Genomic DNA, 24,131 nt, shown 5'->3' with positions numbered 1-24,131 from the left:
ATGAATAAGCGACTCGACATTTCCCATGGCTCAAAAACTTATGTACGTAAGCCCATGGAACACAAGCTGCGCGCTGATGTGCTTCAGCGCCTTGAGTCCGATTACGGCCTGCAACACATGGTCGGCACGAATTACATGCGCAAGGGCACTTGCCCTCAGTGCAACCAGAAGCGCTTGTTTTCTCGCCATGATGAACCCTGGTTTATTCGCTGCGGCCGTGAGGACAAATGCCGATACCAGGCTCCAGTCAAGGAGCTTTACCCCGACCTTTTTGACGACTGGAGCAAGCAGGCGCCAGCCACCAACGATGAGCCGACAGCCACCGCAAAGGCATACCTCACCTTTGCTCGCGGCTTTCGGCTGGAGCTGATTGAGGGCTGGTACACCCAGGAAAGTTACTTTGACCGCGACCTGAATATTGGCTCGGCCACGGTGCGATTCCCCCTGGAGCATGGCGGGTACTGGGAGCGCTTGATCGACCAGCCCTCACGCTTCGGCAAGAAGAAGGCTCGCTTCCAACCCAAGCAAAGCTACAAGGGCTACTGGTGGTGTCCACCTTGTGTCGATGTTCTCCAGGTTGATGAACTGTGGATCGTCGAGGGCATTTTCGACGCCATAGCGCTCATCCATAACGGCATTTCCGCAGTCGCCGCGTTGTCCTCCAACGCTTTTCCCGAAGAATCGTTAAAGGCCTTGATAGCGGACCGTAGCGGGAAGCCGCCGAAGTTGGTCTGGGCCCTGGATAACGAGCCTGGCGCGCAAAAGTACACCAAGTCGTGGGTCAAGAAGGCTCGCGAGCTGGGCTTCGTTTGCGAGGCCGCGCAGATCCCGCAACCAGATGCTCGCAAGGTCGATTGGAACGATCTGCATCAACGCTGGGCGTTTCTGGACGGTGACGAGGCACGTGCCCAGCGGATCGACAAAGACCTCAAAGAAGCCAAGCACCAGGGCGCTCTGCTGATCGCCGAGAGCGCCACCGATAAAGCATTGCTCATGTACCAGTGGCGGGAACGGGAGGAGTTTCACTTCTGTTTCGACTCCCGCTTGTACTGGTGGAAGTTGGATATTTCCAAGTTCAACAGCGCCAAACAGGCGCTCGATGACAGCGACAAAAAAGAAGACCAACTACTCAACGAAAAGGCCATTCGCGAAAAGGCACTGCGCATGTCTGGCTGCGTGGTCGAGATCGCGAATTGCTACCCCAAGGCACTGTATTTCCAGCGCAACGAGATAACCGACGAGTCCTGGTATTTCTTCCGCGTCGATTTCCCGCACGACGGTGGCTCTGTGAAAAACACCTTCACGGGCGGCCAGGTCGCTGCTGCCAGCGAGTTTAAGAAACGACTTCTCGGCATGGGCGCCGGTGCGGTGTTCACCGGCAGCGGACAGCAGCTGGACAAGATCATGAAAGACCAACTGTTCGGCATTAAAACCGTCCAGACCATCGACTACGTCGGCTACAGCCGGGAATACGGCTGCTACGTGTTCAACGATGTGGCCGTTCGCGAAGGGCAATTGATCACAATCAACGAAGAAGAGTTTTTCGAGATGGGCAAGCTGAAACTCAAGAGTTTGCAGAAGGGAGTGAAGATTCAACTTACCAAGGATGCGAAAAACTACGACCCGCGCTGGCTAGATCTACTGTGGCAATGCTTCGGTACCCAGGGCATCGTCGCCCTGACGTTCTGGTTCGGCTCACTGTTTGCTGAGCAAATCCGTCATCGTTACCAGTCGTTCCCCTTCCTTGAGGCCACCGGTGAAGCCGGTGCCGGCAAGACGACCTTGCTGACATTGTTATGGAAACTACTCGGCCGTGATGGGTATGAGGGGTTCGACCCGTCCAAATCCACCAAGGCCGGCCGCAGCCGCTTGATGGGTCAGGTGTCAGGTATGCCTATCGTGTTGCTGGAGTCCGACCGAAGTGGTGAGGATAAGGCACACGCCAAAACTTTCGAATGGGATGAGCTGAAGGATTATTACGGCGGCGGCACCCTGGCGACCAAAGGGGTTAAAACCGCCGGCAACGAGACGTATGAGCCCCCTTTTCGGGGAACGATCGCCATCAGCCAGAACGCGCCGGTGGTGGCCTCCGAAGCGATCATGACCCGGATCGTCAAACTGCACTTCGTGCGGCCGAACGTGACCCCAGAGAGCCGCACAGCTGCGGACTTACTCAACGCCTTGGAAGGCGCGACGCTGAGCAACTTCGTGTTGCAGGCCGTGCGCAAAGAAGCCGAGGTCATGGATCTGTTTGCACAGCGCCTGCCCGGCTACGAAGCGAAACTGCGCTGCCTGCACTCGCACTGTTTCGCTTGCGACACCCCTTTCAAAGACGAGCAAAGCGACTGCGTACATTGCGGCAACAAGCTGCGCGGCTACATCCGCGTCGAGCGGATCAACAAGAACCACGCCCAACTGCTCGCATTGCTCGACTGCCTGCGGATGGTGGTTTCGCTCACCGATGCGCAGATCAGCAACACCCGCACCCAGATTATTCGCATGGCGATAGAGCGCCAGGCCTCCATCAGTTCCGATCATCCGGTCGTGGCCGAATTTTGGGAGGTGTACGAGTACCTGGAAGGCCTCGACGCCGATGGGCCCGTGGTCAACCACAGCAAGAAAGACAACATCATCGCCATCAACCTCAACGACTTCGTGAAGTGCGCCGCAGAGCATCGCCAGAAAATTGCCGATGTCAGCGAGCTGCGCGAGCGGCTGAAGGACTCCCGCTCTCGAAAGCTGATCGACATCAACAAAGCGACGGATAGCGCGGTGCGGGCTCACCAGGCCAAGCACAGCAGCGCGGTCATCACCAAGCAGCCCATCGTGAAGTGCTGGCACTTCCAGGCCTGACCAATCGACAGCAACACACACCAGGCGCGGCAACGCCTGCCACTCAAGGAGAAGCACCATGCACAACAAAACGCTCAAAGATGCCTTTGATGAGTTGTTCCAGTACCAGGCCGAGCGTCCGGCCATCCGCAAAGCCGGCGTCGAGGCGCTGGTTCGCTTGCTGCCGGTCGCGCAACGCAACACCGGGCAAAGCGGGGTAATCGGGCGTTTTCTGCTCGGGTTGTACAACGGCCCGGCACATCCGTTTGACCTGACCGAGCTGCGCCGTCTCGACGCTGGCCTGTTCGACGACTGCATTGCAGTCCTGCGGCTAGATAACAGCCCCGAGCAAGAGGTTCACACCTATTTCCCCGACGGTGATGAGATCTGGCAGGACCTGCGTAGGGTCTGGGCATGAAATGGGCACCGAAACGCAACCGAGACGGGCAAGTGCAACAGAACTGTTGGATTACCGATAGCGGCTACACCGTGGCCGAGTGCCGGTTGCCTGAAGCGCGATACCCGATCACTCGCCCAGGCGGCGAAATGCCTTTCGCGTATGCGAAGGACCGGGACGAAGTCATAGCGATCATCAAGCAAGACCAGGCCAGAACGGCCTGAAAAGACGGTGCCGGGGAGCGGCAACTCCCCGACACCTACCACCAAAGGAGAAGCACCATGCAAGTGAATCAAACCCAAGGTAGCGCCGCAGAGGCTACCACAACCCCGTTGGCTATCGGCGACACGGTCAGCTACGTGGCAATCAGTGGCGGCGGTCGCAGCTATCGCTTCAGTGCTCGCAAAGCTGTGATCGAAGAGATCAACGGCGACGCAGCCACATTGCGTAGCGCCAATGGACGCACCACCACCCAGCCGCTGAACAAATTGACACCGGACGGCCAACCCAACGCCCTGACACGCATGCTCATGGGAGGGCAGTAATTATGGCTGTCAGCCCAGCGCGGACACGGCCAGCCATGGCAAGTCAACGCCTCGACCTGCCCAGCCGCTGCGATATCTGTGGCAAAGCGCGCTCCACCCGCAAGCACCAGGCCTGTAGCCGTATTCGGCAGCAGCGCAAATCGCTGGAGTGGGCCGCTCTTATGGCCGAGCGGGAAGCGATCAGACAAAACAAAACGCGTCGATACGAACGCTGACTATCAAAAAAAGGCGGAACGGGGGAGCGGCAACTCCCCCACCGCTTACGAGGAGAAGCACCATGCAAGCAAACATGCCCCGTGGGGGCGATGCGAAGGTCCAGGCCAAGCTACGCAAGCTAATGGCCCTCGCAGAGCGTGGCGAAGGCGGCGAGAAGGATAATGCGCAACGCATGCTGAATAACTTGTTAGCGCGTCACGGTTTAACCATCGACGACTTAAACGACGAGTGCCGAGAAATCCGTTGGTTTACGATTTTGAACGTGTACGAACGTAAGCTCGCAGCGCAGATCATGTCCAAGGTGTGCGACACATGTACACCTGGCCTGTACACCAGCCGGGGCCGACCAAAGAAGGTCGGCGTGGAAGTTACACCGGCTGAGGCAATTGAGTTCGAGCTTCACTACGACGCATTGCGAAACGCGCTGGCCGCGCACTTCGACGAGGCCTTCTCCGCATTTGTACAGGCCAACCGATTATTTCCCGCAACCCCATCAGGCAGTAAGGAGATGGAGCTGAGCGAGAGCGATATGCGGGTCGTCGCTATGGCTTCAGCGATAAAACCAACACCTGTCCTCCCCCGCCTTGGGCGGAAGGGGAACGTATGACGGTCCTCTTGCTTTTGTACTTATGCAGCGACGCAACTCGTACTGACTGCCAGGTTTTGCCTGCCCAGAGCTGGCATGGGCCGGATGCCTATGAGCAATGCATCGGCGCGTTGCCACGGCTCACCAACGAGCTGAGCGCAACGAATCGGAATAGGCACAGGTTCATTTGCGAGATTCAGGCGAACGAGGCGCAACCTGCAGGACGTACCGCCCGGCCGACGCTCATTCACCAATCGTTTCGGATGTGAGGGACATCATGAACACAGCCTTTATCCTGATGGCCCAGTACGACGGCCAGGCGATTATCTCGCTGGAGCAGGTCTGCCGGGACTACTTCACGCACCTGACGCCTGACATGTTCCAGCGCAAGGTGATGAGCGGTCAGATCAAGATCCCCATCACCCGCCTGGAACGCAGCCAGAAATCGGCCAAGGGGATCCATATCACCGACCTGGCCGCTTATCTCGATCTACAGCGCGCAGCCGCGGTTAAGGAGAATAGCCAGCTCAACGGGTTAAAACACGCCTTTTGAGCCACTTCATTGATGCGGCGCCCAGTTGGACGGGCGCCCTCAATATTTCTTCGTACCACTCCCACTTCACATAGCGATCACCCTTGCCACGTAGGTGGGTGTATCGCCTCAGCGAATTCCAGTCACGATGTCCCGAAACGCTCGCCACACGGGGAATGTCCCAGTCCATTTCGAACAGTCGGCTTACACCTTCGTGCCGCAGGTCATGGAAGTGCAGATCCTGGATTTCCAGGAATTTGCAGGCCTTAGCCCATGACGTGGAAATTGATTCGGGGCTGTATGGGAAAATATCCTCGCCGGCACGGGGCATGGTCTGGAGGATCTTCCAAGCCTCGTCTGGGATGTAGCACCAGACGTCGTTGCCAATCTTCTGGCCTGGGTTCTTCATGTCGCGTACCAACACCCGCTGGCCGGCCTCGTCGAGGTCATCCCAGCGAATCCGGGTGATTTCGTCGAGACGGCGCGTCGAAAACAGGGCAAAGCCCACCACTTTCATCATGTTGATTATGCTGCGACGCCGGTCCTGCATATCCCGGTAGTGCTTCATGAGCTCACCCAACTCATCCAGCGTGGGACGCCGGTCACGCTCGCGGCTCTTCAAGTTGTAGCCGAGCTTACGCAGCACGCGCCGTGCCCCACCCATCGCCATGGGATCGAGCTGATAACCCCAAGCGTCTTTGCCGATGGAAAGCACGGCGCCGAGGTGCGCCAGGTCGTTGCCGGCGGTCTGCGCCTGGACGCCTCCCCCCTCGGGGCTCATCCGCCACAGCGCGTAATCGACCAGGCATTGGGTGTTGATGTCAGTGTCGGCCAACTTGCCCATGTATGTTTGGCCGATGGCCGTAAGGGTTGCTCGTTTTGTCTTGCCCAGCGGCCGGGCTTTCTCAACCTCGATCAGATATTGATCGATCATGTCTTTGAGCGTGACGCCTTTGCGGCTCGCCCGCTCAATCGCACCAGGCTCATCCAGGTCGGACTCACGCTTGCGTGCCCAGGCCTGCGCCGCCTGTTTACGGGCGAAGGTCTGGCTCTCTTGATAGACTTGCACTCCGTCGCGCTTGATGCGGATCTGAGCCGTGTAGCTAACAGACCCATCCGCCAGTTTTCTTGCCCTGATAGTCGCCATGTCAAAAGTGGTACGCGTCAGTTTTGAAGTGGTACATCGTACCACCGAGCCTTCAAAAACGCCTGAAAACGCCCGAAATAACGCCCAGAACACGTTGAAGAAAATGCTAGATAAACAGAGCTTTAGCCCAGTGAATTCAAGGCCTACGCTGTCTCGGCGCTTTAGTGTTGCCCCCATGATGGATTGGACCGACGCCCACTGTCGGTTCTTCCTCCGCATCCTCTCCAAACACGCCCTGCTCTACACCGAAATGGTCACCACCGGCGCCTTGCTCAACGGTGACCACGAACGTTTCCTGCGCCACCACGAAGCCGAACACCCCCTGGCCCTGCAACTGGGCGGCAGCGTCCCAGCTGACCTGGCCGCCTGCGCCCGTATGGCCCAGGAGCACGGTTACGACGAGGTCAACCTCAACGTCGGCTGCCCCAGTGACCGAGTGCAAAACAACATGATCGGCGCCTGCCTGATGGGGCATCCGGATTTGGTGGCTGACTGTGTGAAGGCCATGCGCGATGCGGTGTCGATTCCGGTGACGGTCAAGCATCGCATCGGGATCAATGGGCGGGACAGTTACGAGCAGTTGTGTGAGTTTGTCGGGACGGTGCGTGAGGCCGGGGGTACGAGTTTTACCGTGCATGCGCGGATTGCGATTCTGGAGGGGTTGTCGCCGAAGGAGAATCGGGATATCCCGCCGCTGCGTTATGACGTGGCCGCGCGGTTGAAGGCGGATTTTCCGGAGTTGGAGATTGTGCTCAACGGCGGGATCAAGACGCTGGAGGCGTGCCATGAGCATTTGCAGACCTTCGACGGCGTAATGTTGGGTCGCGAGGCGTATCACAACCCGTATCTGCTGGCCGAGGTGGATCAGCAACTGTTTGGCAGCACCGCGCCGATCATCAGCCGGGCCGAGGCGCTGGCGCAATTGCGACCGTATATTGCCGATCACCTGGCCGCTGGCGGGGCGATGCACCATATTACCCGTCACGTGTTGGGGCTGGGTACCGGGTTCCCGGGGGCACGGCGGTTTCGGCAGTTATTGTCGGTGGATATTCACAAAACCAAGGATCCGTTGGCGTTGCTGGATCAGGCGGGACAATTGTTGGAAGGGCGCTGACCGTCACTTGCTTTGAACCTGCGGCCTGTTTTGGAATCGTATCTACCGATACCCGCCCCGACCTTTCAAACAGCCGTTTTCAGGTTGTTGCCACCGGGGCCATTTGATACCTCTTCACGCCCTTGAGTGGCTGCCGGCCCTCGGGTAATGTCAACAGACCCATAGGACAGAGCACGCTCATGACTTCCAAGCTGGAACAACTCAAACAATTCACTACCGTAGTGGCCGATACCGGCGACTTCGAAGCCATCGCCCGCGTTAAACCCGTGGATGCCACCACCAACCCTTCCCTGCTGCTCAAGGCTTCGGCCATCCACGGCTACGCCGAGCTGCTGAACGCCTGCGTCGCGGACTGCAAGGGTGACGTGGGCCTGGCCAGCGACCGTTTCGGCGTGGCGGTTGGGCAAGAGATCCTGAAGGTGATTCCAGGGCGTATTTCCACTGAAGTGGATGCGCGCCTGTCGTTCGATACCGAAGCCATGTTGAAGCGTGCGCATCGTCTGATCGATCTGTACGAAAAAGCCGGCATTGGCCGGGATCGCGTGCTGATCAAGATCGCTTCCACCTGGGAAGGCATTCGTGCCGCCGAGCAACTGGAGCGTGAAGGCATCCAGTGCAACCTGACCCTGCTGTTCTCCTTCGCCCAGGCCGCGGCCTGTGCCGATGCCGGGGTGTTCCTGATTTCGCCGTTCGTGGGCCGTATCTACGATTGGTACAAGAAAGCCAATGGCAACGACTACACCGGCGCCGATGACCCGGGCGTGCAGTCGGTGACGCGTATCTATAACTACTACAAGGCCAATGACTACAAGACCGTGGTCATGGGTGCGAGCTTCCGCAACCTCAACCAGATCGAACAACTGGCCGGCTGCGACCGCTTGACCGTCAGCCCGGACCTGCTGGAAAAACTGGCCGCCGATGAAGGCAAGCTGGAGCGTAAGCTGGCGCCAGGGCAAGCCGGGGAAGCGCGCTTGATTCTCAATGAAGCGCAGTTCCGCTGGTTGTCCAACGAAGACGCCATGGCGACCGAGAAACTCGCCGAAGGTATTCGTCAGTTTGCCCGGGACCAGGAGAAGCTGGAGGCGTTACTGCAAGCCAAGCTTTGAGCGGATTCATGTGAAAAAGGGCGAACCTTGGTGGGTTCGCCCTTTTTTATTGGTTTTGCGCACGGAATGCACTGGCCGGAACGGCCTCATCGCGAGCAGGCTCGCTCCCACAGGGGGTCAGAGTGAATCAGGTATTGCGGCAAAAACAAGTCCTTTGCGGGAGCGAGCCTGCTCGCGACGGGACCTGCTTAGCCGACACAAGACTCAAGCGTCAGGGCCGCTCCAGCGCATTCACCAAGTCGTGAAACGCTTCACGATTGGAGTCATTGAGCCCCATGAGAATCTTGTGGGCTTCGAGCACCTTGATCCGCACTTCTTCTTCAGACTGGTCCTGGTCAGGCAGGTCGTCCAGGCATTCAGGGCATGGCACGGGGTCGCCAACGATGTTGAACACCTGGTCAAAACCCATGGACTGCAGCAGACGGGTGATATCGTTGTGGGTGGTGACAACGGTCGGCAGCAAGCCGACCTTCTGCCGTGACAGGATCGACAACTTGGCCAGCAGGCCCAGGGTGGTGCTGTCGATGCTGCGGGTTTCGGTCAGGTCGATCACGATGGCGCTGAAGTTCAACGCAGTGAAGATCCGCTCAATAGTCGCATCCAGCGCCGAACACAGGGTCAGGCGCACTTCACCGACAAACTTCAGGACAAAGGTGCCGTCCTGCTCGGCGAACTGGATTCTACCGGTACTCATCAAAGGTTCCTGCTCAACACTAACAGGGCGATATCATCCGGCATCTCCCCTAGCGTGGCTAATCCAAACACTTGACGCAAGCCTTCCAGGCTGCCGCCCGCTGCGCTTACCCGTTCAGGCAAGGCCGCTTCTTTCTCTTTGAGTGTAGGTTCTGTCAAAAGGTCCAAAATGCCATCAGACATCAGCGTCAGGCTGAATGTCGGTGGCAATTCCAGTACGTGGTCTTCGTAGGTGGCCTCGTTGAACAGGCCCACCGGCAAACCTCGCCCTTCCAGGTAACGAACGCTGTCTGGCGTATACAACACAGGCAAAGGCAGGTGACCGCCGATGCTATAGGTCAACAAACCAGTCTCCTCGTCGATGACTCCACCGACCATTGTGACGTGTTTGCCCAGCTTACAACTGATCAGGCCTCGGTTGATATGCCCAAGGACTTCTGACGGCTTGAATTCTGGCAATGTGCCATTGCGCTTGGATTCGAACAACAGGCGCGTGGTCATGAACTTCAACAACACCGTCACGAACGCCGAGGAAGCACCATGGCCGGAAACATCGGCCAGGTAAAAGGCCACTCGTCGTTCGTCGACCCGGAAATAGTCCACGAAATCGCCCGACAGGTACAACGACGGAATGATCTGGTGGGCAAACCGGAAATCGTCGACGGTCCAGGGGCTGACCGGCAGCATGTTCATCTGTACCTGGCGCCCGGCGTTCTGGTCTTCCTGCAACAGGTTCAGGCTGGCTTCCAGCTCGCGGTTGGCGGTTTCCAGCTTTTCACGATAGCGCTGGTTTTCCAGCAACAGCCGCGAACGGTCCAAGGCCCGGCGCACCGAGTGTTCGAGTACCGCGAGGTCTTCAAGGGGCTTGATCAGGTAATCCGCCGCGCCCAGGCGCAACGCCTCGACCGCGTCGTTCATTACGCCCGCGCCCGAAACCACGATCACCGGGGTCTGCGAGGAAATCTCGGTGACCTGGCGAATGAGTTCGAGTCCGCCCATCTGCGGCATGCGCAGGTCGCAGATGACCAGGTCGGGCTTGTCTTGCTCGAATACCTGAAGACCCTGTTGGCCATTGCTGGCCTGCAGGACGCTGAAACCACTGTCTTCCAAGTAGGCTGCGAGGCTGGCTCGCACCACTTCGTCATCATCGATTATCAGCAGCGTGGCACTGGTTTTTGGCATGTGGGCAAACGGCGCCAGAATTAGGTTGGCGTAGCGGGCTGGGCTGTCTGGCCTGGCACGCACTACTGGATTCGCTTTCTAGCCTCTCTGTCGTACCGGTTTCAGGCCTTTGCCCTACACGCAAATACATCAGAGGTGCCCTTCTAAGGCGCAGACGGTACTCCCATCCGCCGGGCGTTTCAAGCTCATGCAGATAGCCGCTTGCCGTCTTTATTTGTCAAAGTACAGAGAGTTATAAGAACCGAGCGAAGCGTAACTCAATGGAAGGATCAAACCACCTCCAAAGCACAGAAGGCGGCCTTTCGGGCCGCCTTCCAGATCTACGAGACGAAATCAGAAATCGTCTTCAACCTGGCCATCCTTGACTTTGAATTCGCGGTTTTGCAGGTAAGCGTTGCGGATGAAGACGTACTTGTCACCGCTCACCATCTTCTCGGCCGACAACAGGCTGGCACGGGTGTCGACGACGTTCAGGCCTCGAATGGAGTTACGCACCGAGACGTTATCGATATAACGATACGGAGCCGTGTAGTCATCGACCAGCTTGGCTGGCGCGTCACGCAGGGTGCTTGGCCCCAACAGCGGCAACATCAAATACGGACCACTGCCCAGGCCCCAGTAGCCCAGGGTCTGGCCGAAATCTTCATCGCTGCGCTGCAGGCCCATCTGGGTGCCCACGTCGAAGAAGCCCAGCAGGCCGAAGGTGGTGTTGAAGATCAATCGGGCGGTGTCGACACCGGCAGCGGCCGGCTTGGCTTGCAGCACGTTGTTGGCCAGGTTGCCCACGTCGCCGATGTTGCGGAACATGTTATGGATGCCGTCTTCGAGGAATTGCGGCGTCACGTATTGATACCCCTGGGCCAGTGGCTTGAGCGCATAGGTATCGAGGGTGTCGTTGAAAGTGAAGATTGGACGGTTGATGCTTTCCCAAGGATCTTCTTCCGTGGCGGCCTGGGCAGCGAACGGAACCAGCAAGACGCTGGCAGATAAACACAGCAGAGCTAGACGATGGCTCCAGCGCATAGGGAAAACTCCTTGGATTATTCAGGCAAGGGCGCCGAGCCCAGGCGGTAAGCTGGCTAGTATAAGACGGAACGCGTAGATAGGCAGCACCGAAAAGCACGCAGATCGTAGGACTTTTCCGCGACCAGCACCCTTCATCTCACTGTCACCGGACTGTCATCGAGGCCCATTAGGCTGCTGGTTATTTCAAGGACGTTCCCATGCCCCGCGCCGAAGCCCTGCCCCTCCCCGCCTCCAGCCTGACCGCCGTACTGTTTGGCCTGAGCGGATGCCTGGTGGATTTCGGCGCACGCATCCGTCAACCAGGGGCTGGGCCAGTCGAGCATGCGCAGCCCACACCTGGCGCCCTTGAGAGCTTGCAGCAGTTGCAGCGCCAGGAAATCCCCTGCGCCTGGCTCGACGAGTTGCCACCTGCCATCAGCCACGCCCTGGCGGCTTCATTGCCGACATGGATCAAACCACCGCAACTTCCTGCAACAAATAATCCTTGGCCGGCGCCGCATGCCTGCTGGCAAGCCTTGATGGCGCTGAACGTCCAGCAACTGGACGGCTGCGTATTGGTCAGTGGCGAACCCAGGCTGTTGCAGTCGGGGCTCAACGCCGGCTTGTGGACCATCGGCCTGGCGTCCTGCGGCTCGCTGTGCGGCTTGGCGCCTGACCAATGGCAGGCGCTGAGCCAACAGGAACGGGAAACCAAGCGCGCCAAGGCCACTGTGCAATTGTTCGGTTTGGGAGTGCACTCGGTGATCGACCACCTGGGTGAACTCGACACTTGCCTGGCGGATATCAGCCTGCGTCGACTCAAAGGCGAGAAGCCATGACCGGGATCATGCAGGGTGCGTGAGGGTGGATTACTCTTAAGGCAAGCCATGGACTTTTGACCAGCCGTCGCGGTCCATGGCTGTGCCTATCAATAAAGGGAGTACGCCAATGCCTGCCCGCGAATTGCAAGAACAGCTCAATAACCTGCGCGAGCAATTGGAACAGAATCCACCACTTTCCGAAGCCGAGCGCTATGACCTGCAGGCGCTGATGCAACAGATCGAACTTGAGCTTGAGCTGGAAAGCAAAACACCGGACAACAACCTCGCCGACAATGTGAACCTGGCTGTCGAACGTTTCGAGGTGGAACACCCCACCCTTGCCGGGACCTTGCGCAACATCGTGCTGGCCTTGGGCAACATGGGGATCTGACCCCTTCAAATGCAAAAAGCCCTGCTATCGCTAGCGGGGCTTTTTGATGTTGGCAATCTGAAATGCAATCCAGTGTGGGAGCGGGCTTGCTCGCGAAGGCAGTGTGTCAACCAAATGGACGTCGACTGACACACCGCCTTCGCGAGCAAGCCCGCTCCCACATTAGATACTCATTGGCGGACCAAACGATGGTTCGGCAATTGCACCGCTTCAGTACTGCGATACGGGTTGATATCCAGCCCACCACGACGCACATACCGCGCGTACACGGTCAACTTCTCCGGTTTGAGCAAGCGCTGCAGGTCGAGAAAAATCCTCTCCACGCATTGCTCATGGAAATCCGAATGCTGGCGGAAGCTGACGATGTAGGCCAGCAGGCTGGCCGGGTCCAGGGCCGGGCCGCGATACTCCACCACCACGCTGCCCCAGTCCGGCTGACTGGTCACCGGGCAGTTGGACTTGAGCAGGTGGCTGTGCAGGCTTTGCTCGACGATGCGCGATGCATCGCAACGCAACAGCTCCGGGCGCGGGTGCGCGTAGGAATCGACGCTGATGTCCAAATCGTCGATGCACGTACCGGGCAACGCCACGATGCCTTCGCTTTCCACATCCGTGAGGCTGCGGATCCGCACGCCCACCGCTTTGCCGGCGGCTGCCGACAGGTCCTGGCGCAGGGTCGCTTCCAGGCTCGCGGTATCGGCGAACGGCGTCTGGTTCAGGGAATTGAGGTACAGCTTGAAGGATTTGGACTCGATGATGTTCGGCGAGTCCGCCGGGATCGCGAACTCACCGATGGCAACTACCGGCTTGCCGGACGGCAACAGCCACGACAGCTCGAAACAGTTCCAGAAATCCACGCCCTTGTACGGCAAGGTCTCGGCCGTCAGGCCCAGTTCCGCCCATTTCGCGGTGCGCGGGATCGGAAACAGCAGTGACGGCGTGTACGTGGCGATGTATTCGCTGGACTTGCCCAGCGGCGAGTGTTCGGCTGCGGGATGCATGACAGAAACCTGACTGAAGAATCAGCGGATTCTATCAGCCTTTGCCGTAGCCTTTGAGTGCTTACTGACTGACTGTCAGGTCGCCCTTCATCCCGGCCTGGTAATGCCCGGGAATATTGCAGGCAAACTCCAGGCGCGTGGCCTTGCTGAAGGTCCAGGTCAGCTCGGCGGTTTTGCCCGGCTCCACCAATACGCTGTTGGGGTCATCGTGGCGCATGCTCGCCTGGTCGTGGCCCATGGCGCCATGGTCCATCCCCGGCTTCATCGCGGTCGGCATCAACTGGCCGCTCTGCTGCATCTTGAGCATTTCCTGTTGGTGGTCGGCGTGCATGGCGGCGTCGCCCAGGTTGAATTCGTGGAGCAACTGGCCTTTATTGATCAGCACGAACCGAACCGTCTCGCCGGCCTTGATATCAAGGGCACCGGGATCGAACGTCATGTCGCCCATCACCACCTCGATGCTGCGACTGGCCTTGGCTGCCGGTGCAGGCTGGCCAAAATCGAAATGGCCCGGCGATGCCCACGACGACGCACTGAGGGCCAGTGCGCAAGCGGCCAGGATCAAGCGGTTTCCCATCAACATGTCCATACTCCAATCAGTTTCAGCTTGTGGGAAACTCTATCGCTACAGGCCTGCCAGTCGGCTGACAGTTCGATTACAACTTTGTCAGGTTACACCACGAGCCCGCCTGCCACGGTATAACGCCCTCGTTCCAACCCAGCATTGAGCCGCCCATGAAACTGCTGATCGTCGAAGACCAAACCAAAACCGGCCAATACCTGCGCCAAGGCCTGGGCGAAGCCGGGTTCAACGCCGACCTGGTAGCCGACGGGATCACCGGCCAGCAACTGGCCTTGAGCGGTGAATACGCCTTGCTGATCCTCGACGTGATGTTGCCCGGCCGCGATGGCTGGCAGATCCTGCAAGCCGTCCGCGGAGCCGGGCTAGATACACCGGTGCTGTTCCTCACTGCGCGGGACGCGGTACAGGATCGGGTCCACGGCCTGGAGCTGGGCGCTGATGATTACCTGGTCAAGCCCTTTGCCTTTTCCGAGTTGCTGGCACGGGTGCGCAGCCTGCTGCGTCGAGGCAGCTCGACACAACAGGAAACCGCCCTGCAACTGGCCGACTTGCGCCTGGACCTGATCCGCCGCCGCGTCGAACGCAGCGGTCGGCGCATCGATCTCACCGCCAAGGAATTCGCCTTGTTGGAAATGCTCCTGCGCCGTCAGGGCGAAGTGCTGCCCAAGTCGCTGATCGCGTCCCAGGTCTGGGACATGAACTTCGACAGCGACACCAACGTCATCGAAGTCGCGATACGGCGCCTGCGAATCAAGATTGACGATGAGTTCCCCAGCAAACTCATCCACACCGTGCGGGGCATGGGTTATGTGCTTGAAGAGCGCAGCCTGTGAGGGGCCGGTGGTCACTGAGTAGCCGCCTGGCGCTGCTGTTTGCTGCCTGCACCGCCGTGGTGTCATTGTTCGCCGGCATCCTGTTCAGCCGTGGCAGCGAGGCGCACTTCATCGAGCTGGACCAGCAACTGCTCGAAGGCAAGCTGATCGGCCTGCGCCGGACCCTGCAAGATCTCGACGCCGAACAGATCCAGGGCCGCCTGGAAGATGAACTGAGCCGTCAGGCCGATCTGGCGCTGCGCATCAAGGGCAGTGATGGTGTGCGTTGGTACGACAGCTCGATCCGGATCCCGGCTCAATTGCCGGAGCGGCCCGGCCTGTCGACCCTCAGCGATGCCGACAACGACTACCGGGTGTTGAACGCGCCGCTGTATCCCGATCGAGCCAATTCACCACAACTGACCCTGTTGCTGGACATCACTCATCACCAGCATTTCCTGCAACGCATGCAGCGCCTGATCTGGCTGACCGTCGGCCTCTCAGCCCTGGCCACGGCCCTGCTCGGTGCCTGGGCCGCCCGGCGGGCCTTGCGGCCATTGCGACGCATGGGCGCCATCGCCCGCAGCGTCTCGGCCCGCTCTCTCAACGCCCGACTGCCCGAAGAGCAAATGCCTACGGAACTGGCGGAATTGGCCCACAGCATCAATGCCATGCTCGGACGCCTCGACGATGCGTTTCAGCGACTCTCGGCGTTCTCGGCCGACATCGCCCATGAGTTGCGCACGCCGCTGTCCAATTTGCTGACCCATACCCAGGTCACCCTCACCCGCGAGCGCTCCCTGGAGGATTACCGCGAGGCATTGCACAGCAATCTCGAGGAACTGCAATGGATGGCGCAATTGGTCAATGACATGCTGTACCTGGCCAAGGCCGACCACGGCCTGCTGGCGATCAATCGCGAACCGCTGCAATTGGCCGAAGAAGTGGACTTGCTGCTGGACTTCTTCTCGCCCCTGGCCGAAGACACCAACGTACGCCTGAGTCGCGAGGGCGAAAGCCACATCGAGGGCGACCGTAATATGTTGCGTCGGGCCCTTTCCAACCTGCTGGACAACGCCCTGCGCTTCACCCCCGTTGACGGCGAAGTGCGGGTACGAATTGTCGATGAGGTTCAAGGGGTGAGCGTAAGCGTGGAAAACAGTGGCGAGGGGATTCCAGCGGACCTGCTGCCGCGCCTGTTCGACCGTTTCTACCGCGCCGACCCGGCTCGCCAGGAAGGCAGCAGCGAACACGCGGGGCTCGGGCTGGCGATTACCCGCTCGATCATCCGCGCCCATGGCGGGCAGATCCACTGTGAGTCAGCCGATGGCTGGACGCGGTTTGTGATCGAGTTGCCGAAAGAGAATTGAAGGCAGCACACAACCTGTGGCGAGGGGATTTATCCCCGCTGGGCTGCGAAGCAGCCCCAATACAGTCAACTCAACCTGCCTACTACCCCCAGGTGCCAGGGTTTAGGGTCGCTTCGCGACCCAGCGGGGATAAATCCCCTCGCCACAGAGAGCATCCATTTGACACGAGGTTGTGCGACCTCAAGAGTAGCGCAACGCCTGCGCCGGCTCGATCTTCGCCGCACGCCACGCAGGGTACACGGTAGCGAGGAAGCTCAGGATGAACCCGGCCGAGCAGATCAGCAGAACATCGGCGCGCTGAAGCTCCGAAGGCAGGTTGCTGACAAAGTACACATCGGAACTGAAGATGTGCTGGCCACTGACCCGCTCCAGCCAGCCCACCAGCTCACTGACGTTCAACGCCGCGATCACCCCCAACACGCCGCCGATCAGCGTGCCGACGACGCCAATCACCGTGCCCTGGACCATGAAAATCGCCATGATCTGCCGCGGTGTGGCACCGATGGTGCGCAGGATCGCGATGTCCGCGCCTTTGTCGTTCACCACCATGATCAGCGTGGCGATGATGTTGAACGCCGCCACGGCGACGATCATCAGCAACAGCAAGCCGATCATGGTCTTTTCCATCTTCATGGCACTGAACAGGCTGCCCTGGGTGTGGGTCCAGTCGTCGGCCTTGTAGTTCGCGCCCAGGCCGGTGGCGATGTCCCCGGAGACCTTCGGCGCCGCGTACAAATCTTTCACCGCCAGGCGCACGCTTTGCACCTGGTTCGGCTGCCAATGCTGCATCTGCGCGGCGTCGGCCACGTGGATCAGGGCCATGGAGCCATCCAGTTCGGCACCGACCTTGAATACACCCACCACGTTCAGCCGCTGCATGCGCGGAGTGATACCACCCGGCGCGGTGCTGACTTCCGGCACGATCAGGGTGATTTTATCGCCGACGTTCAGGCGAAAACGCCGCGCGGTGATTTCACCGATCACCACGCCAAACTCGCCCGGCTTCAAGGCATCGAGACGGCCCTGAACGATGTGCTGGGCGACGATGGACACCTTGCCTTCCTGGGCCGGATCGATGCCGCTGATCTGGATCGGCTGCATCGAACCCTTATGGCTCAACATCCCTTCCATCTCGGTGAACGGCACGGCGGCGGTCACCTCGGGATTTTTCAGCGCCGCGGCGGCCACTGGTTGCCAGTCGTCGATCGGATTGACGCCGACGATGGTAGCGTGGGGCACCATGCCGAGGATGCGCGAGCTCATTTCGCGCTGGAAGCCGTTCATCACCGACAACACCACGATCATCGCCAGCACACCCAGGGCGAGGCCGATCATCGAGGTCATGGAGATGAACGAAACAAAGCGATTGCGGCGCTTGGCGCGGGTATAGCGCGTGCCGATAAAGATCGATAACGGTCTGAACATTCGCGGGGCACCGTATGAAAATAAAAGACCCGGCACGGGTTTCAAGTGCCGGGTTTCGGTCGGTCAGATGGGCGTCAGGCAACCTTCCTGCAAGTGCAGGACGCGGTCCATCTGCCGGGCCAGGTTCATGTCGTGGGTCACCACCAGGAACGCCGTGCGCATCGAGGTGCTGAGTTCCAGCATCAGGTCCTGAATGCCTTGGGCGGTGTGGGAGTCGAGGTTACCGGTCGGCTCGTCGAGCATCACCAGGCCAGGCTTGTTGACCAGGGCGCGGGCAATCGCCACACGTTGGCGCTCGCCACCGGACAGTTCCGCCGGCTTGTGCTCCAGGCGATGGCCCAGCCCTACCCGCTCCAGCAACGCCGTGGCGCGCTGACGGGCTTCAGGAATCGCTGTGCGACCGATCAACAGCGGCATGCAGACGTTTTCCAGCGCCGTGAACTCTGGCAGCAAGTGGTGGAACTGGTAGACGAAACCGAGGGAACGGTTGCGCAGCAGGCCACGAGCCTTCTCGTTCAGCGCCGAAAGCTCTTCGCCGGCCAGCCAGACACTGCCGGCGGTCGGCGTGTCGAGGCCGCCCAGCAGGTTGAGCAAGGTACTCTTGCCCGACCCGGAGGTGCCGACAATCGCCACGCGCTCGCCAGGGTGCAACTCCAGTTGCAGGCCCGACAGCACCACCACCGACTCAGGACCTTCCTCGTAGGATTTGCCCAGGTTGCGGCAACTCAAGATAGCTTTTTCACTCATGCCCGACTCACTCATAACGTAACGCCTCCGCAGGCTGGGTGCGCGCGGCACGCCAGGCTGGATACAGGGTGGCGAGGAAACTCAGGACCAACGCAGCGCCGCAGACCATCAACACGTCATCGGCCTGCAATTGCGACGGCAGGTAGTCGATGAAGTACACGTCGGCGTTGAGAAACTTGTGCCCGATCAGGCCTTCGAGGGCAGCAATCGCGGCGCTGACATTCAGCGCGGCGAACATCCCGACCAGGGCGCCGACGAACGTGCCGATCACGCCGATGACCGTGCCCTGGACCATGAAGATCCGCATGATCTGCCCCGGCGTGGCGCCGAGGGTGCGCAGGATGGCGATGTCGCCCTTCTTGTCGTTCACCACCATCACCAGCGTGGAGATGATGTTGAACGCCGCCACGGCGACGATCAGCAACAGCAGCAGGCCGATCATGGCCTTTTCCATGCGGATCGCCTGGTACAGGTTGCCATGGGTGCGGGTCCAGTCCCGGGCGTAGTAACGGTCTTCGCCGAGCTGCTGGGCGATGGTCCATGCCACACGCGGGGCCTGGAACAGGTCGTCGAACTTCAACCGCAGGCCCTGGACCTGATCCGGTTTCCAACGATGCAGGCGCGCCAGGTCCTGGAGATTGGTGACGCCCAGGTAACCGTCCAGCTCGCCGGCGCCGACATGGAAAATACCAACCACGGTAAAGCGCTTCATGCGCGGGAACATGCCGCCCGGGGTCACGGTGACCTCCGGGGCGACGAAGGTCAGTTTGTCGCCAATGGCAACGCCGAGCTTCGCCGCGGCCTTGTCGCCAATGACGATGCCGAAACCGCCTGGCGCCAGGTCGTCGAGTTTGCCCTGTTGCATGAAGTTATCGATGATCGATACCTGCCGCTCGAGCTCTGGGTCGATGCCGTTGAGCAACACCTTGGACACCTTGCCGTCGTTGGTCAGCAGCCCCTGCATCTGGGTGAACGGCGCCACGGCCAGCACCTGCGGGTTCTGCTTGACCTTGGCGGCCAGGCTCGGCCAATCACTGATGGCTTCGCCGGTTTCGAGGGTCGCGTGGGGCACCATGCCCAGCACGCGGGTGCGCATCTCATGGTCGAAGCCGTTCATCACCGACAGTACGACGATCATCACGACCACGCCAAGGGCCAGCCCGATGATGGACGTCAGGGAAATGAACGATACGAAATGATTGCGACGCTTTGCACGGGTATAACGCGTGCCGATAAATACGAAGAGAGGTCTGAACATGTCGGGGCTTGTTCGGAGGGAAAAGGAACGTCCTTGTGGCGGGGGTCTCAAACCAGCTTTACACTCAGACCACCGCCGCTACCATGGGTTCGCCATGTCGACATTAGATGAAGAAGATCGCCGCGAATACTACCGTATCGAGGACACGATCGCACTGGAAATTCGGCCCCTGTCCATTCCTGAAGCTGCTGGCCAGGAAGTGTTGCAGGATGCTTCTCCATTGTTCAATCTGCTCAGCGAACTGCACCTGAGCGAATTCGAGTCACAGCACCTGCTGCGCCAGATCAGCGAGCGCGAACGCAGCATCGCGGCGTACCTCAAGGCAATGAACAAACGCATCGACCTGCTCAGCCAGGTCATTGCCCTGACGGTGCTCGGCGAAATCGGTGAACCGCAGCCGGTGATCATTTCCGAAGGCGGCGTCGACTTCCAGTACCCCACACCGATCGCGGTTGGCGCCCATCTGTCGATCAAACTGGTGCTGATGCCGCAAGCTCTCGGCTTACTGCTCCGGGCACGGGTCACCCACTGCGACCCCAAGGGCGGCGGCTACGACGTGGGCACCGAGTTCGAACGCCCGACCGACGCCCAGCGCCAGTTGCTGGCCCGCTACATCCTGCAGAAACAGGCGCAAGAACGACGCCTGGCCCGGGAACTGAACGAATCAGGTATCAATAAGGAAGAACCGTGACCCTCATTTATGGCCACCGCGGCGCCAAGGGCGAAGCGCCGGAAAACACCCTGACCGGTTTTCAGGAGTGCCTCAAGCACGGCGTACGCCGTTGCGAGCTGGACCTGCATCTTTCGATGGACGGCGAGTTGATGGTGATCCACGACCCGACCCTCAAGCGCACAACGGATCGCCGGGGCAAGGTGGTGGAGCATTCCGCCGCCGAACTGGTGACCTACGATGCGCGCAAGGGTGGCCCGGGCTGGATCAAGCCGTGCCCGATCCCACGCCTGGAAGAGTTGTTCGAGAAGTGTGACTTCGAGCATTGGCAACTGGAGGTCAAGAGCGCCTCGCGCACCCGCGCCGCAGCCACGGTATTGGGCATCCGTGAAATGGCCCAGCGTTTTGGGCTGCTGGACAAGATCACCATCACCTCCAGCTCCCGGGAAGTGCTCAAGGCGGCCCTGGACCTGACCCCGGACATCTCTCGCGGACTGGTGGCCGAGTACGCCTGGCTCGACCCGTTGAAGGTCGCCCAGAGCTACGGCTGCGAGATTCTGGCGTTGAACTGGACCCTGTGCACGCCGGAACGCCTGGCCAAGGCGCAGCGCCAGGGGCTGCATGTGTCGGTGTGGACCGTCAACGAGCCCGCGCTGATGCGCAGGCTCGCCGACTTTGGCGCTGACAGCCTGATTACAGACTTTCCCGGTTTGGCCACTGCCACGCTCGAGAACTGCTGAAATCGGTCTCCCCGGCCGGCTCAGGCCACCGGCCGGAGCCGCTCAAAAAAGCCGGTTGAGCCCGTCATAGGCCGCTACCCGATAGGCTTCGGCCATGGTCGGGTAGTTGAACGTGGTGTTGACGAAGTACTTCAGCGTGTTCAATTCGCCCGGCTGGTTCATGATCGCCTGGCCGATGTGCACGATCTCCGACGCCTGATAGCCGAAGCAGTGCACGCCCAGCACTTCCAGGGTCTCGCGGTGGAACAGGATCTTCAGCATACCTTGCGGCTCACCGGCGATCTGCGCCCGCGCCATGCTCTTGAAGAACGCCTTGCCCACTTCGTAAGGCACCTTGGCCTGGGTCAGCTCCTGCTCGTTCTTGCCGATCGAGCTGATCTCCGGAATGGTGTAGATGCCGGTCGGCACGTCGTTGACGAAGCGCCAGCTGCCATTGTCGACAATGCTGCCGGCGGCCGAACGGCCCTGGTCGTGGGCGGCACTGGCCAGGCTCGGCCAGCCGATCACGTCACCGGCACCGTAGATGTTCGGTACGCAAGTGCGGTAGTTCTCGTCGACTTCGATCTGGCCACGGCTGTTGACCTTCACGCCGATGTTTTCCAGGCCCAGGGTGTCGGTGTTGCCGGTACGGCCGTTACACCAGAGCAAGGCGTCGGCCTTGATCTTCTTGCCGGACTTGAGGTGCAGGATCACGCCATTGTCGACGCCTTCGACGCGGTCATAGTCTTCGTTATGGCGCACGGTGATGTTGTTGTTGCTGAAGTGATAGCTCAGGGCCTGGGAGATTTCCGAGTCCAGGAAGCTCAGCAACTGACCACGGTTATCCACCAGCTCCACCAGCACACCCAGGCCGCTGAAGATCGAGGCGTATTCGCAACCGATCACCCCGGCGCCGTAGACGATCAGTTTGCGCGGGGTGTGGCCCAGGCTCAGGATGGTGTCGCTATCGTAGATGCGCGCGTGGTTGAAATCGATGTCGGCCGGGCGATACGGGCGTGAACCGGTGGCGATGATGATGTGCTTGGCCACCAGTTTCTCGACCACACCATTGCCGCAGACCACTTCAACCGTCTGCTCATCGGCGAAGCTGCCGGTGCCGAAGAACACGTCGACACGATTGCGGGCGTAGTAACCGGTGCGCGAGGCCACCTGCTTGGAGATCACCTTCTCGGCACTCTTGAGCACGTCCGGGAAGGAGAACCAGCGCGGCTCGCCGATGGCCCGGAACATCGGGTTGGTGTTGAACTGCATGATCTGCCGGACCGAGTGACGCAAGGCCTTGGACGGGATGGTACCCAAGTGGGTGCAGTTGCCGCCGACCTGCCGACGGCTGTCGACCATCGCCACCTTGCGCCCTGCCTTGGCCGCGTTCATTGCCGCGCCTTCCCCTGCCGGGCCGGAGCCCAGTACCACCACGTCGTAGTTGTAGACAGCCATGCGTACTCCTCAGAACAGGCCGTGGCGCCTCACTTGGCACCGACGGCTAAATCATGCCGGCCTGCGGCATGAAGGAACAATTTGGGGCCGGTTCACGAGCCCGGCCACAGTCTATAGAAGCGTCAACGCCGCGCACATTACCCCTTGGTCGCGTCGTAGGCTAGTTTTGCCTGCGCTATTTCGCCACAGGTAGCCTTTCACGGCGCTGTCATCATTGCATGACCTTATCTCAAGTTCGCCTGAATCAATGTGGCGAGGGAGCTTGCTCCCGCTTGAGTGCGAAGCGCTCAAAAAAGAGGGTTGCTGCGCAACCCAGCGGGAGCAAGCTCCCTCGCCACGGATTATTTACGCCCTAAGCGAACAACATTGCTGACATCACTGGTTTGTTCCACGAATGATCCGTTCAAACACATCGTTGGTGCGGGTGACAAAACGATTGCCATCGCGCACCACGAAAAATACCCCGATACCGTGCTTTTCGGCATAGTCCCAACCCCGTTCAGGCCCGAGAATCAACAACAGCGTCGACAGTCCATCGGCCATCAACGCCGAAGGATGAATCACTGTGACCGACGCGAGGTTGTGTAGGACTGGTGTACCGGTGCGCGCATCAAACGTGTGGGAATAACGCCTGCCACCCTGTTGGAAATATTTGCGGTAGTCACCCGAGGTGGAAACCCCGTAGCCATTGACCTCAATGACACGCTCGGCCACTTGCCGATCATCCCGGGGTTCTTCCAGGGCGATACGCCAGGCCGAGCCATCGGGTTTGCGCCCGACGGCCTTGAGCTCACCGGTGGCTTCGGCCAGGTAACTGTCGACGCCCAAGGCCTGGAGCCTGGCGGCGATGCGGTCGACGGTATAGCCCGCGGCGATACTGTTGAAGTCGACCTCCACCGCGGCGTCCTTGCACAACCGGTCGCCCTCAATACGCAAATGACCGTGACCGACACGCTGGCGCACCAAGGCCAACGCCTCGGTACTCGGCACTTGTTCTTCCCGGGACTGGGGCCCGAAGCCCCACAGGTTCAGCAACGGCTCCACGGTCAGGTCGAAAGAGCCATCGCTTTGAACCGACAACTGCTCGCCCACGCGGATCAACTCCAGGATCGGGCCAGGCATGATCTGACAGCTATTGGCCGGCAACACATTGAAACGTTCGACGTCCGAGTCGCTGCGATAGGTCGAGAATTGCCGATCCACTTCGGCAAGGATGTTTTCCACCTCGGCCTGAACCTTTTTCGGACCCGGCCCGGCGGAATGCCTGACGTACTGAATGGAATAATGACTGCCCATGGTCGGCCCATCGAAGCGTTCCAGCGTGTCGCCGTTGCCGCAACCGGACAACACGCCGGCCAGCACCACAAGCCCAATCCATCGTCCAGTTAACAAATCTTCATCTCCCCTCAAAACCGCGCCGGCCATTATGGGCTTCAGCGCACGCAAAAACCTGTGGGGGCCGATGGAACCTTGTGGGAGCAAAGCTTGCTCGCGATGAACGATGACACGGTCTCGCAGTTA

The 24,131-nt window shown here is 59.9% G+C and carries 25 protein-coding genes; 14 read left to right on the top strand and 11 right to left on the bottom strand.

The window, feature by feature from the left end:
- From PSH86_RS09630 to PSH86_RS09600, 6 genes are all read left to right on the top strand, one after another.
- Positions 1-2,853: a toprim domain-containing protein gene (locus PSH86_RS09630; protein WP_305489403.1), complete on the top strand. Its 2,853-nt coding sequence runs from the start codon at positions 1-3 to the stop codon at positions 2,851-2,853.
- Positions 2,854-2,911: 58 nt separating this feature from the next.
- On the top strand, positions 2,912-3,250 hold the full coding sequence (locus tag PSH86_RS09625; RefSeq protein WP_305489401.1) for a hypothetical protein: 339 nt from the start codon (positions 2,912-2,914) through the stop codon (positions 3,248-3,250).
- Positions 3,247-3,453 carry a hypothetical protein gene (locus tag PSH86_RS09620; protein WP_305489399.1) on the top strand — a complete coding sequence of 69 codons (207 nt, stop codon included), beginning with the start codon at positions 3,247-3,249 and terminating at the stop codon, positions 3,451-3,453. Before PSH86_RS09625 ends, PSH86_RS09620 begins: the two co-directional genes overlap by 4 nt.
- Before the next feature lie 57 nt (positions 3,454-3,510).
- Positions 3,511-3,774, top strand: a complete 264-nt coding sequence (locus PSH86_RS09615; protein ID WP_305489397.1) for a hypothetical protein — start codon at positions 3,511-3,513, stop codon at positions 3,772-3,774.
- A gap of 277 nt (positions 3,775-4,051) precedes the next feature.
- The gene (locus PSH86_RS09605; protein WP_305489394.1) at positions 4,052-4,597 is read left to right on the top strand and encodes a DUF2786 domain-containing protein; all 546 of its coding nucleotides are present in this window, start codon (positions 4,052-4,054) and stop codon (positions 4,595-4,597) included.
- A 256-nt stretch (positions 4,598-4,853) separates the two neighbouring features.
- Positions 4,854-5,129 (top strand): pyocin activator PrtN family protein, encoded by a 276-nt coding sequence (locus PSH86_RS09600; RefSeq protein ID WP_024778225.1) that lies wholly within the window; start codon positions 4,854-4,856, stop codon positions 5,127-5,129.
- Here PSH86_RS09600 and PSH86_RS09595 read toward each other — a convergent pair.
- A complete protein-coding gene (locus PSH86_RS09595) occupies positions 5,104-6,255 on the bottom strand; it encodes a site-specific integrase (RefSeq protein WP_305490350.1) in 1,152 nt (383 codons plus the stop codon). The genes PSH86_RS09600 and PSH86_RS09595 overlap by 26 nt on opposite strands.
- Positions 6,256-6,358: 103 nt before the next feature.
- On the opposite strand from PSH86_RS09595, the gene dusA reads away from it, so the two are divergent.
- Positions 6,359-7,369, top strand: a complete 1,011-nt coding sequence (dusA, locus tag PSH86_RS09590) for a tRNA dihydrouridine(20/20a) synthase DusA (RefSeq protein WP_305489391.1) — start codon at positions 6,359-6,361, stop codon at positions 7,367-7,369.
- Between the two features lie 179 nt (positions 7,370-7,548).
- The gene (gene tal / locus PSH86_RS09585) at positions 7,549-8,475 is read left to right on the top strand and encodes a transaldolase (RefSeq protein ID WP_305489389.1); all 927 of its coding nucleotides are present in this window, start codon (positions 7,549-7,551) and stop codon (positions 8,473-8,475) included.
- Between the two features lie 211 nt (positions 8,476-8,686).
- Here tal and rssC read toward each other — a convergent pair whose 3' ends face one another.
- From rssC to PSH86_RS09570, 3 genes are all read right to left on the bottom strand, one after another.
- Entirely contained in the window at positions 8,687-9,169 is a 483-nt protein-coding gene (gene rssC / locus PSH86_RS09580) for an anti-sigma factor antagonist RssC (protein ID WP_025212773.1), read from the bottom strand.
- Positions 9,169-10,350: a two-component system response regulator RssB gene (rssB, locus tag PSH86_RS09575; RefSeq protein WP_014339338.1), complete on the bottom strand. Its 1,182-nt coding sequence runs from the start codon at positions 10,348-10,350 to the stop codon at positions 9,169-9,171. The genes rssC and rssB overlap by 1 nt, the downstream gene beginning before the upstream one ends.
- A gap of 333 nt (positions 10,351-10,683) precedes the next feature.
- Positions 10,684-11,373: a VacJ family lipoprotein gene (locus PSH86_RS09570; protein WP_109751600.1), complete on the bottom strand. Its 690-nt coding sequence runs from the start codon at positions 11,371-11,373 to the stop codon at positions 10,684-10,686.
- Positions 11,374-11,573: 200 nt separating this feature from the next.
- Here PSH86_RS09570 and PSH86_RS09565 point away from each other — a divergent pair, with 200 nt between their 5' ends.
- Positions 11,574-12,194, top strand: a complete 621-nt coding sequence (locus PSH86_RS09565) for an HAD family phosphatase (protein WP_116831875.1) — start codon at positions 11,574-11,576, stop codon at positions 12,192-12,194.
- Between the two features lie 109 nt (positions 12,195-12,303).
- Entirely contained in the window at positions 12,304-12,567 is a 264-nt protein-coding gene (locus PSH86_RS09560; RefSeq protein WP_116831874.1) for a DUF4404 family protein, read from the top strand.
- Between the two features lie 170 nt (positions 12,568-12,737).
- Here the strand turns inward: PSH86_RS09560 and queF are convergent, their stop codons facing one another.
- Together queF and PSH86_RS09550 are read right to left on the bottom strand one after the other, a co-directional pair.
- Positions 12,738-13,568, bottom strand: coding sequence for an NADPH-dependent 7-cyano-7-deazaguanine reductase QueF (queF, locus tag PSH86_RS09555; protein WP_109751597.1), 831 nt, complete (start codon positions 13,566-13,568; stop codon positions 12,738-12,740).
- Between the two features lie 61 nt (positions 13,569-13,629).
- Positions 13,630-14,151, bottom strand: coding sequence for a plastocyanin/azurin family copper-binding protein (locus tag PSH86_RS09550; protein WP_109751596.1), 522 nt, complete (start codon positions 14,149-14,151; stop codon positions 13,630-13,632).
- A 152-nt stretch (positions 14,152-14,303) separates the two neighbouring features.
- Between PSH86_RS09550 and PSH86_RS09545 the strand changes: the two genes are divergently transcribed.
- Together PSH86_RS09545 and PSH86_RS09540 are read left to right on the top strand one after the other, a co-directional pair.
- Positions 14,304-14,984: a heavy metal response regulator transcription factor gene (locus PSH86_RS09545; RefSeq protein ID WP_109751595.1), complete on the top strand. Its 681-nt coding sequence runs from the start codon at positions 14,304-14,306 to the stop codon at positions 14,982-14,984.
- Positions 14,981-16,333 (top strand): heavy metal sensor histidine kinase, encoded by a 1,353-nt coding sequence (locus tag PSH86_RS09540; protein WP_176688305.1) that lies wholly within the window; start codon positions 14,981-14,983, stop codon positions 16,331-16,333. The genes PSH86_RS09545 and PSH86_RS09540 overlap by 4 nt, the downstream gene beginning before the upstream one ends.
- Positions 16,334-16,513: 180 nt before the next feature.
- On the opposite strand, the gene PSH86_RS09535 is transcribed toward PSH86_RS09540, so the two are convergent.
- From PSH86_RS09535 to PSH86_RS09525, 3 genes are all read right to left on the bottom strand, one after another.
- Entirely contained in the window at positions 16,514-17,758 is a 1,245-nt protein-coding gene (locus PSH86_RS09535; RefSeq protein ID WP_109751593.1) for a lipoprotein-releasing ABC transporter permease subunit, read from the bottom strand.
- A 63-nt stretch (positions 17,759-17,821) separates the two neighbouring features.
- Entirely contained in the window at positions 17,822-18,505 is a 684-nt protein-coding gene (gene lolD / locus PSH86_RS09530; protein WP_162843734.1) for a lipoprotein-releasing ABC transporter ATP-binding protein LolD, read from the bottom strand.
- Positions 18,506-18,512: 7 nt separating this feature from the next.
- Positions 18,513-19,763: a lipoprotein-releasing ABC transporter permease subunit gene (locus PSH86_RS09525; protein ID WP_109751592.1), complete on the bottom strand. Its 1,251-nt coding sequence runs from the start codon at positions 19,761-19,763 to the stop codon at positions 18,513-18,515.
- A gap of 94 nt (positions 19,764-19,857) precedes the next feature.
- Between PSH86_RS09525 and PSH86_RS09520 the strand changes: the two genes are divergently transcribed.
- Positions 19,858-20,454, top strand: a complete 597-nt coding sequence (locus PSH86_RS09520) for a PilZ domain-containing protein (RefSeq protein WP_116831869.1) — start codon at positions 19,858-19,860, stop codon at positions 20,452-20,454.
- On the top strand, positions 20,451-21,173 hold the full coding sequence (locus tag PSH86_RS09515) for a glycerophosphodiester phosphodiesterase family protein (protein WP_109751590.1): 723 nt from the start codon (positions 20,451-20,453) through the stop codon (positions 21,171-21,173). Before PSH86_RS09520 ends, PSH86_RS09515 begins: the two co-directional genes overlap by 4 nt.
- Before the next feature lie 42 nt (positions 21,174-21,215).
- On the opposite strand, the gene sthA is transcribed toward PSH86_RS09515, so the two are convergent.
- Positions 21,216-22,610 carry a Si-specific NAD(P)(+) transhydrogenase gene (sthA, locus tag PSH86_RS09510; RefSeq protein ID WP_003183399.1) on the bottom strand — a complete coding sequence of 465 codons (1,395 nt, stop codon included), beginning with the start codon at positions 22,608-22,610 and terminating at the stop codon, positions 21,216-21,218.
- A gap of 375 nt (positions 22,611-22,985) precedes the next feature.
- Positions 22,986-23,975, bottom strand: coding sequence for an FAD:protein FMN transferase (locus PSH86_RS09505; protein WP_305489383.1), 990 nt, complete (start codon positions 23,973-23,975; stop codon positions 22,986-22,988).
- Positions 23,976-24,131 lie beyond the last annotated feature (156 nt).

It is taken from the genome of Pseudomonas sp. FP2300 (assembly GCF_030687595.1).
GTDB classification, from domain to species: domain Bacteria; phylum Pseudomonadota; class Gammaproteobacteria; order Pseudomonadales; family Pseudomonadaceae; genus Aquipseudomonas; species Aquipseudomonas bijieensis.
Note: the sequence above shows the minus strand (reverse complement) of the source record. Positions and strands in the feature narration are given on the sequence as shown.

Bases quoted from the DNA above. Each gene is read 5' to 3' on its own strand.
- PSH86_RS09630 (WP_305489403.1), top strand. From the start codon at position 1: ATGAATAAGCGACTCGACATTTCCCATGGCTCAAAAACTTATGTACGT.
- PSH86_RS09625 (WP_305489401.1), top strand. From the start codon at position 2,912: ATGCACAACAAAACGCTCAAAGATGCCTTTGATGAGTTGTTCCAGTAC.
- PSH86_RS09620 (WP_305489399.1), top strand. From the start codon at position 3,247: ATGAAATGGGCACCGAAACGCAACCGAGACGGGCAAGTGCAACAGAAC.
- PSH86_RS09615 (WP_305489397.1), top strand. From the start codon at position 3,511: ATGCAAGTGAATCAAACCCAAGGTAGCGCCGCAGAGGCTACCACAACC.
- PSH86_RS09605 (WP_305489394.1), top strand. From the start codon at position 4,052: ATGCAAGCAAACATGCCCCGTGGGGGCGATGCGAAGGTCCAGGCCAAG.
- PSH86_RS09600 (WP_024778225.1), top strand. From the start codon at position 4,854: ATGAACACAGCCTTTATCCTGATGGCCCAGTACGACGGCCAGGCGATT.
- PSH86_RS09595 (WP_305490350.1), bottom strand. From the start codon at position 6,255: ATGGCGACTATCAGGGCAAGAAAACTGGCGGATGGGTCTGTTAGCTAC.
- dusA (WP_305489391.1), top strand. From the start codon at position 6,359: ATGCTAGATAAACAGAGCTTTAGCCCAGTGAATTCAAGGCCTACGCTG.
- tal (WP_305489389.1), top strand. From the start codon at position 7,549: ATGACTTCCAAGCTGGAACAACTCAAACAATTCACTACCGTAGTGGCC.
- rssC (WP_025212773.1), bottom strand. From the start codon at position 9,169: ATGAGTACCGGTAGAATCCAGTTCGCCGAGCAGGACGGCACCTTTGTC.
- rssB (WP_014339338.1), bottom strand. From the start codon at position 10,350: ATGCCAAAAACCAGTGCCACGCTGCTGATAATCGATGATGACGAAGTG.
- PSH86_RS09570 (WP_109751600.1), bottom strand. From the start codon at position 11,373: ATGCGCTGGAGCCATCGTCTAGCTCTGCTGTGTTTATCTGCCAGCGTC.
- PSH86_RS09565 (WP_116831875.1), top strand. From the start codon at position 11,574: ATGCCCCGCGCCGAAGCCCTGCCCCTCCCCGCCTCCAGCCTGACCGCC.
- PSH86_RS09560 (WP_116831874.1), top strand. From the start codon at position 12,304: ATGCCTGCCCGCGAATTGCAAGAACAGCTCAATAACCTGCGCGAGCAA.
- queF (WP_109751597.1), bottom strand. From the start codon at position 13,568: ATGCATCCCGCAGCCGAACACTCGCCGCTGGGCAAGTCCAGCGAATAC.
- PSH86_RS09550 (WP_109751596.1), bottom strand. From the start codon at position 14,151: ATGTTGATGGGAAACCGCTTGATCCTGGCCGCTTGCGCACTGGCCCTC.
- PSH86_RS09545 (WP_109751595.1), top strand. From the start codon at position 14,304: ATGAAACTGCTGATCGTCGAAGACCAAACCAAAACCGGCCAATACCTG.
- PSH86_RS09535 (WP_109751593.1), bottom strand. From the start codon at position 17,758: ATGTTCAGACCGTTATCGATCTTTATCGGCACGCGCTATACCCGCGCC.
- lolD (WP_162843734.1), bottom strand. From the start codon at position 18,505: ATGAGTGAAAAAGCTATCTTGAGTTGCCGCAACCTGGGCAAATCCTAC.
- PSH86_RS09525 (WP_109751592.1), bottom strand. From the start codon at position 19,763: ATGTTCAGACCTCTCTTCGTATTTATCGGCACGCGTTATACCCGTGCA.
- PSH86_RS09520 (WP_116831869.1), top strand. From the start codon at position 19,858: ATGTCGACATTAGATGAAGAAGATCGCCGCGAATACTACCGTATCGAG.
- sthA (WP_003183399.1), bottom strand. From the start codon at position 22,610: ATGGCTGTCTACAACTACGACGTGGTGGTACTGGGCTCCGGCCCGGCA.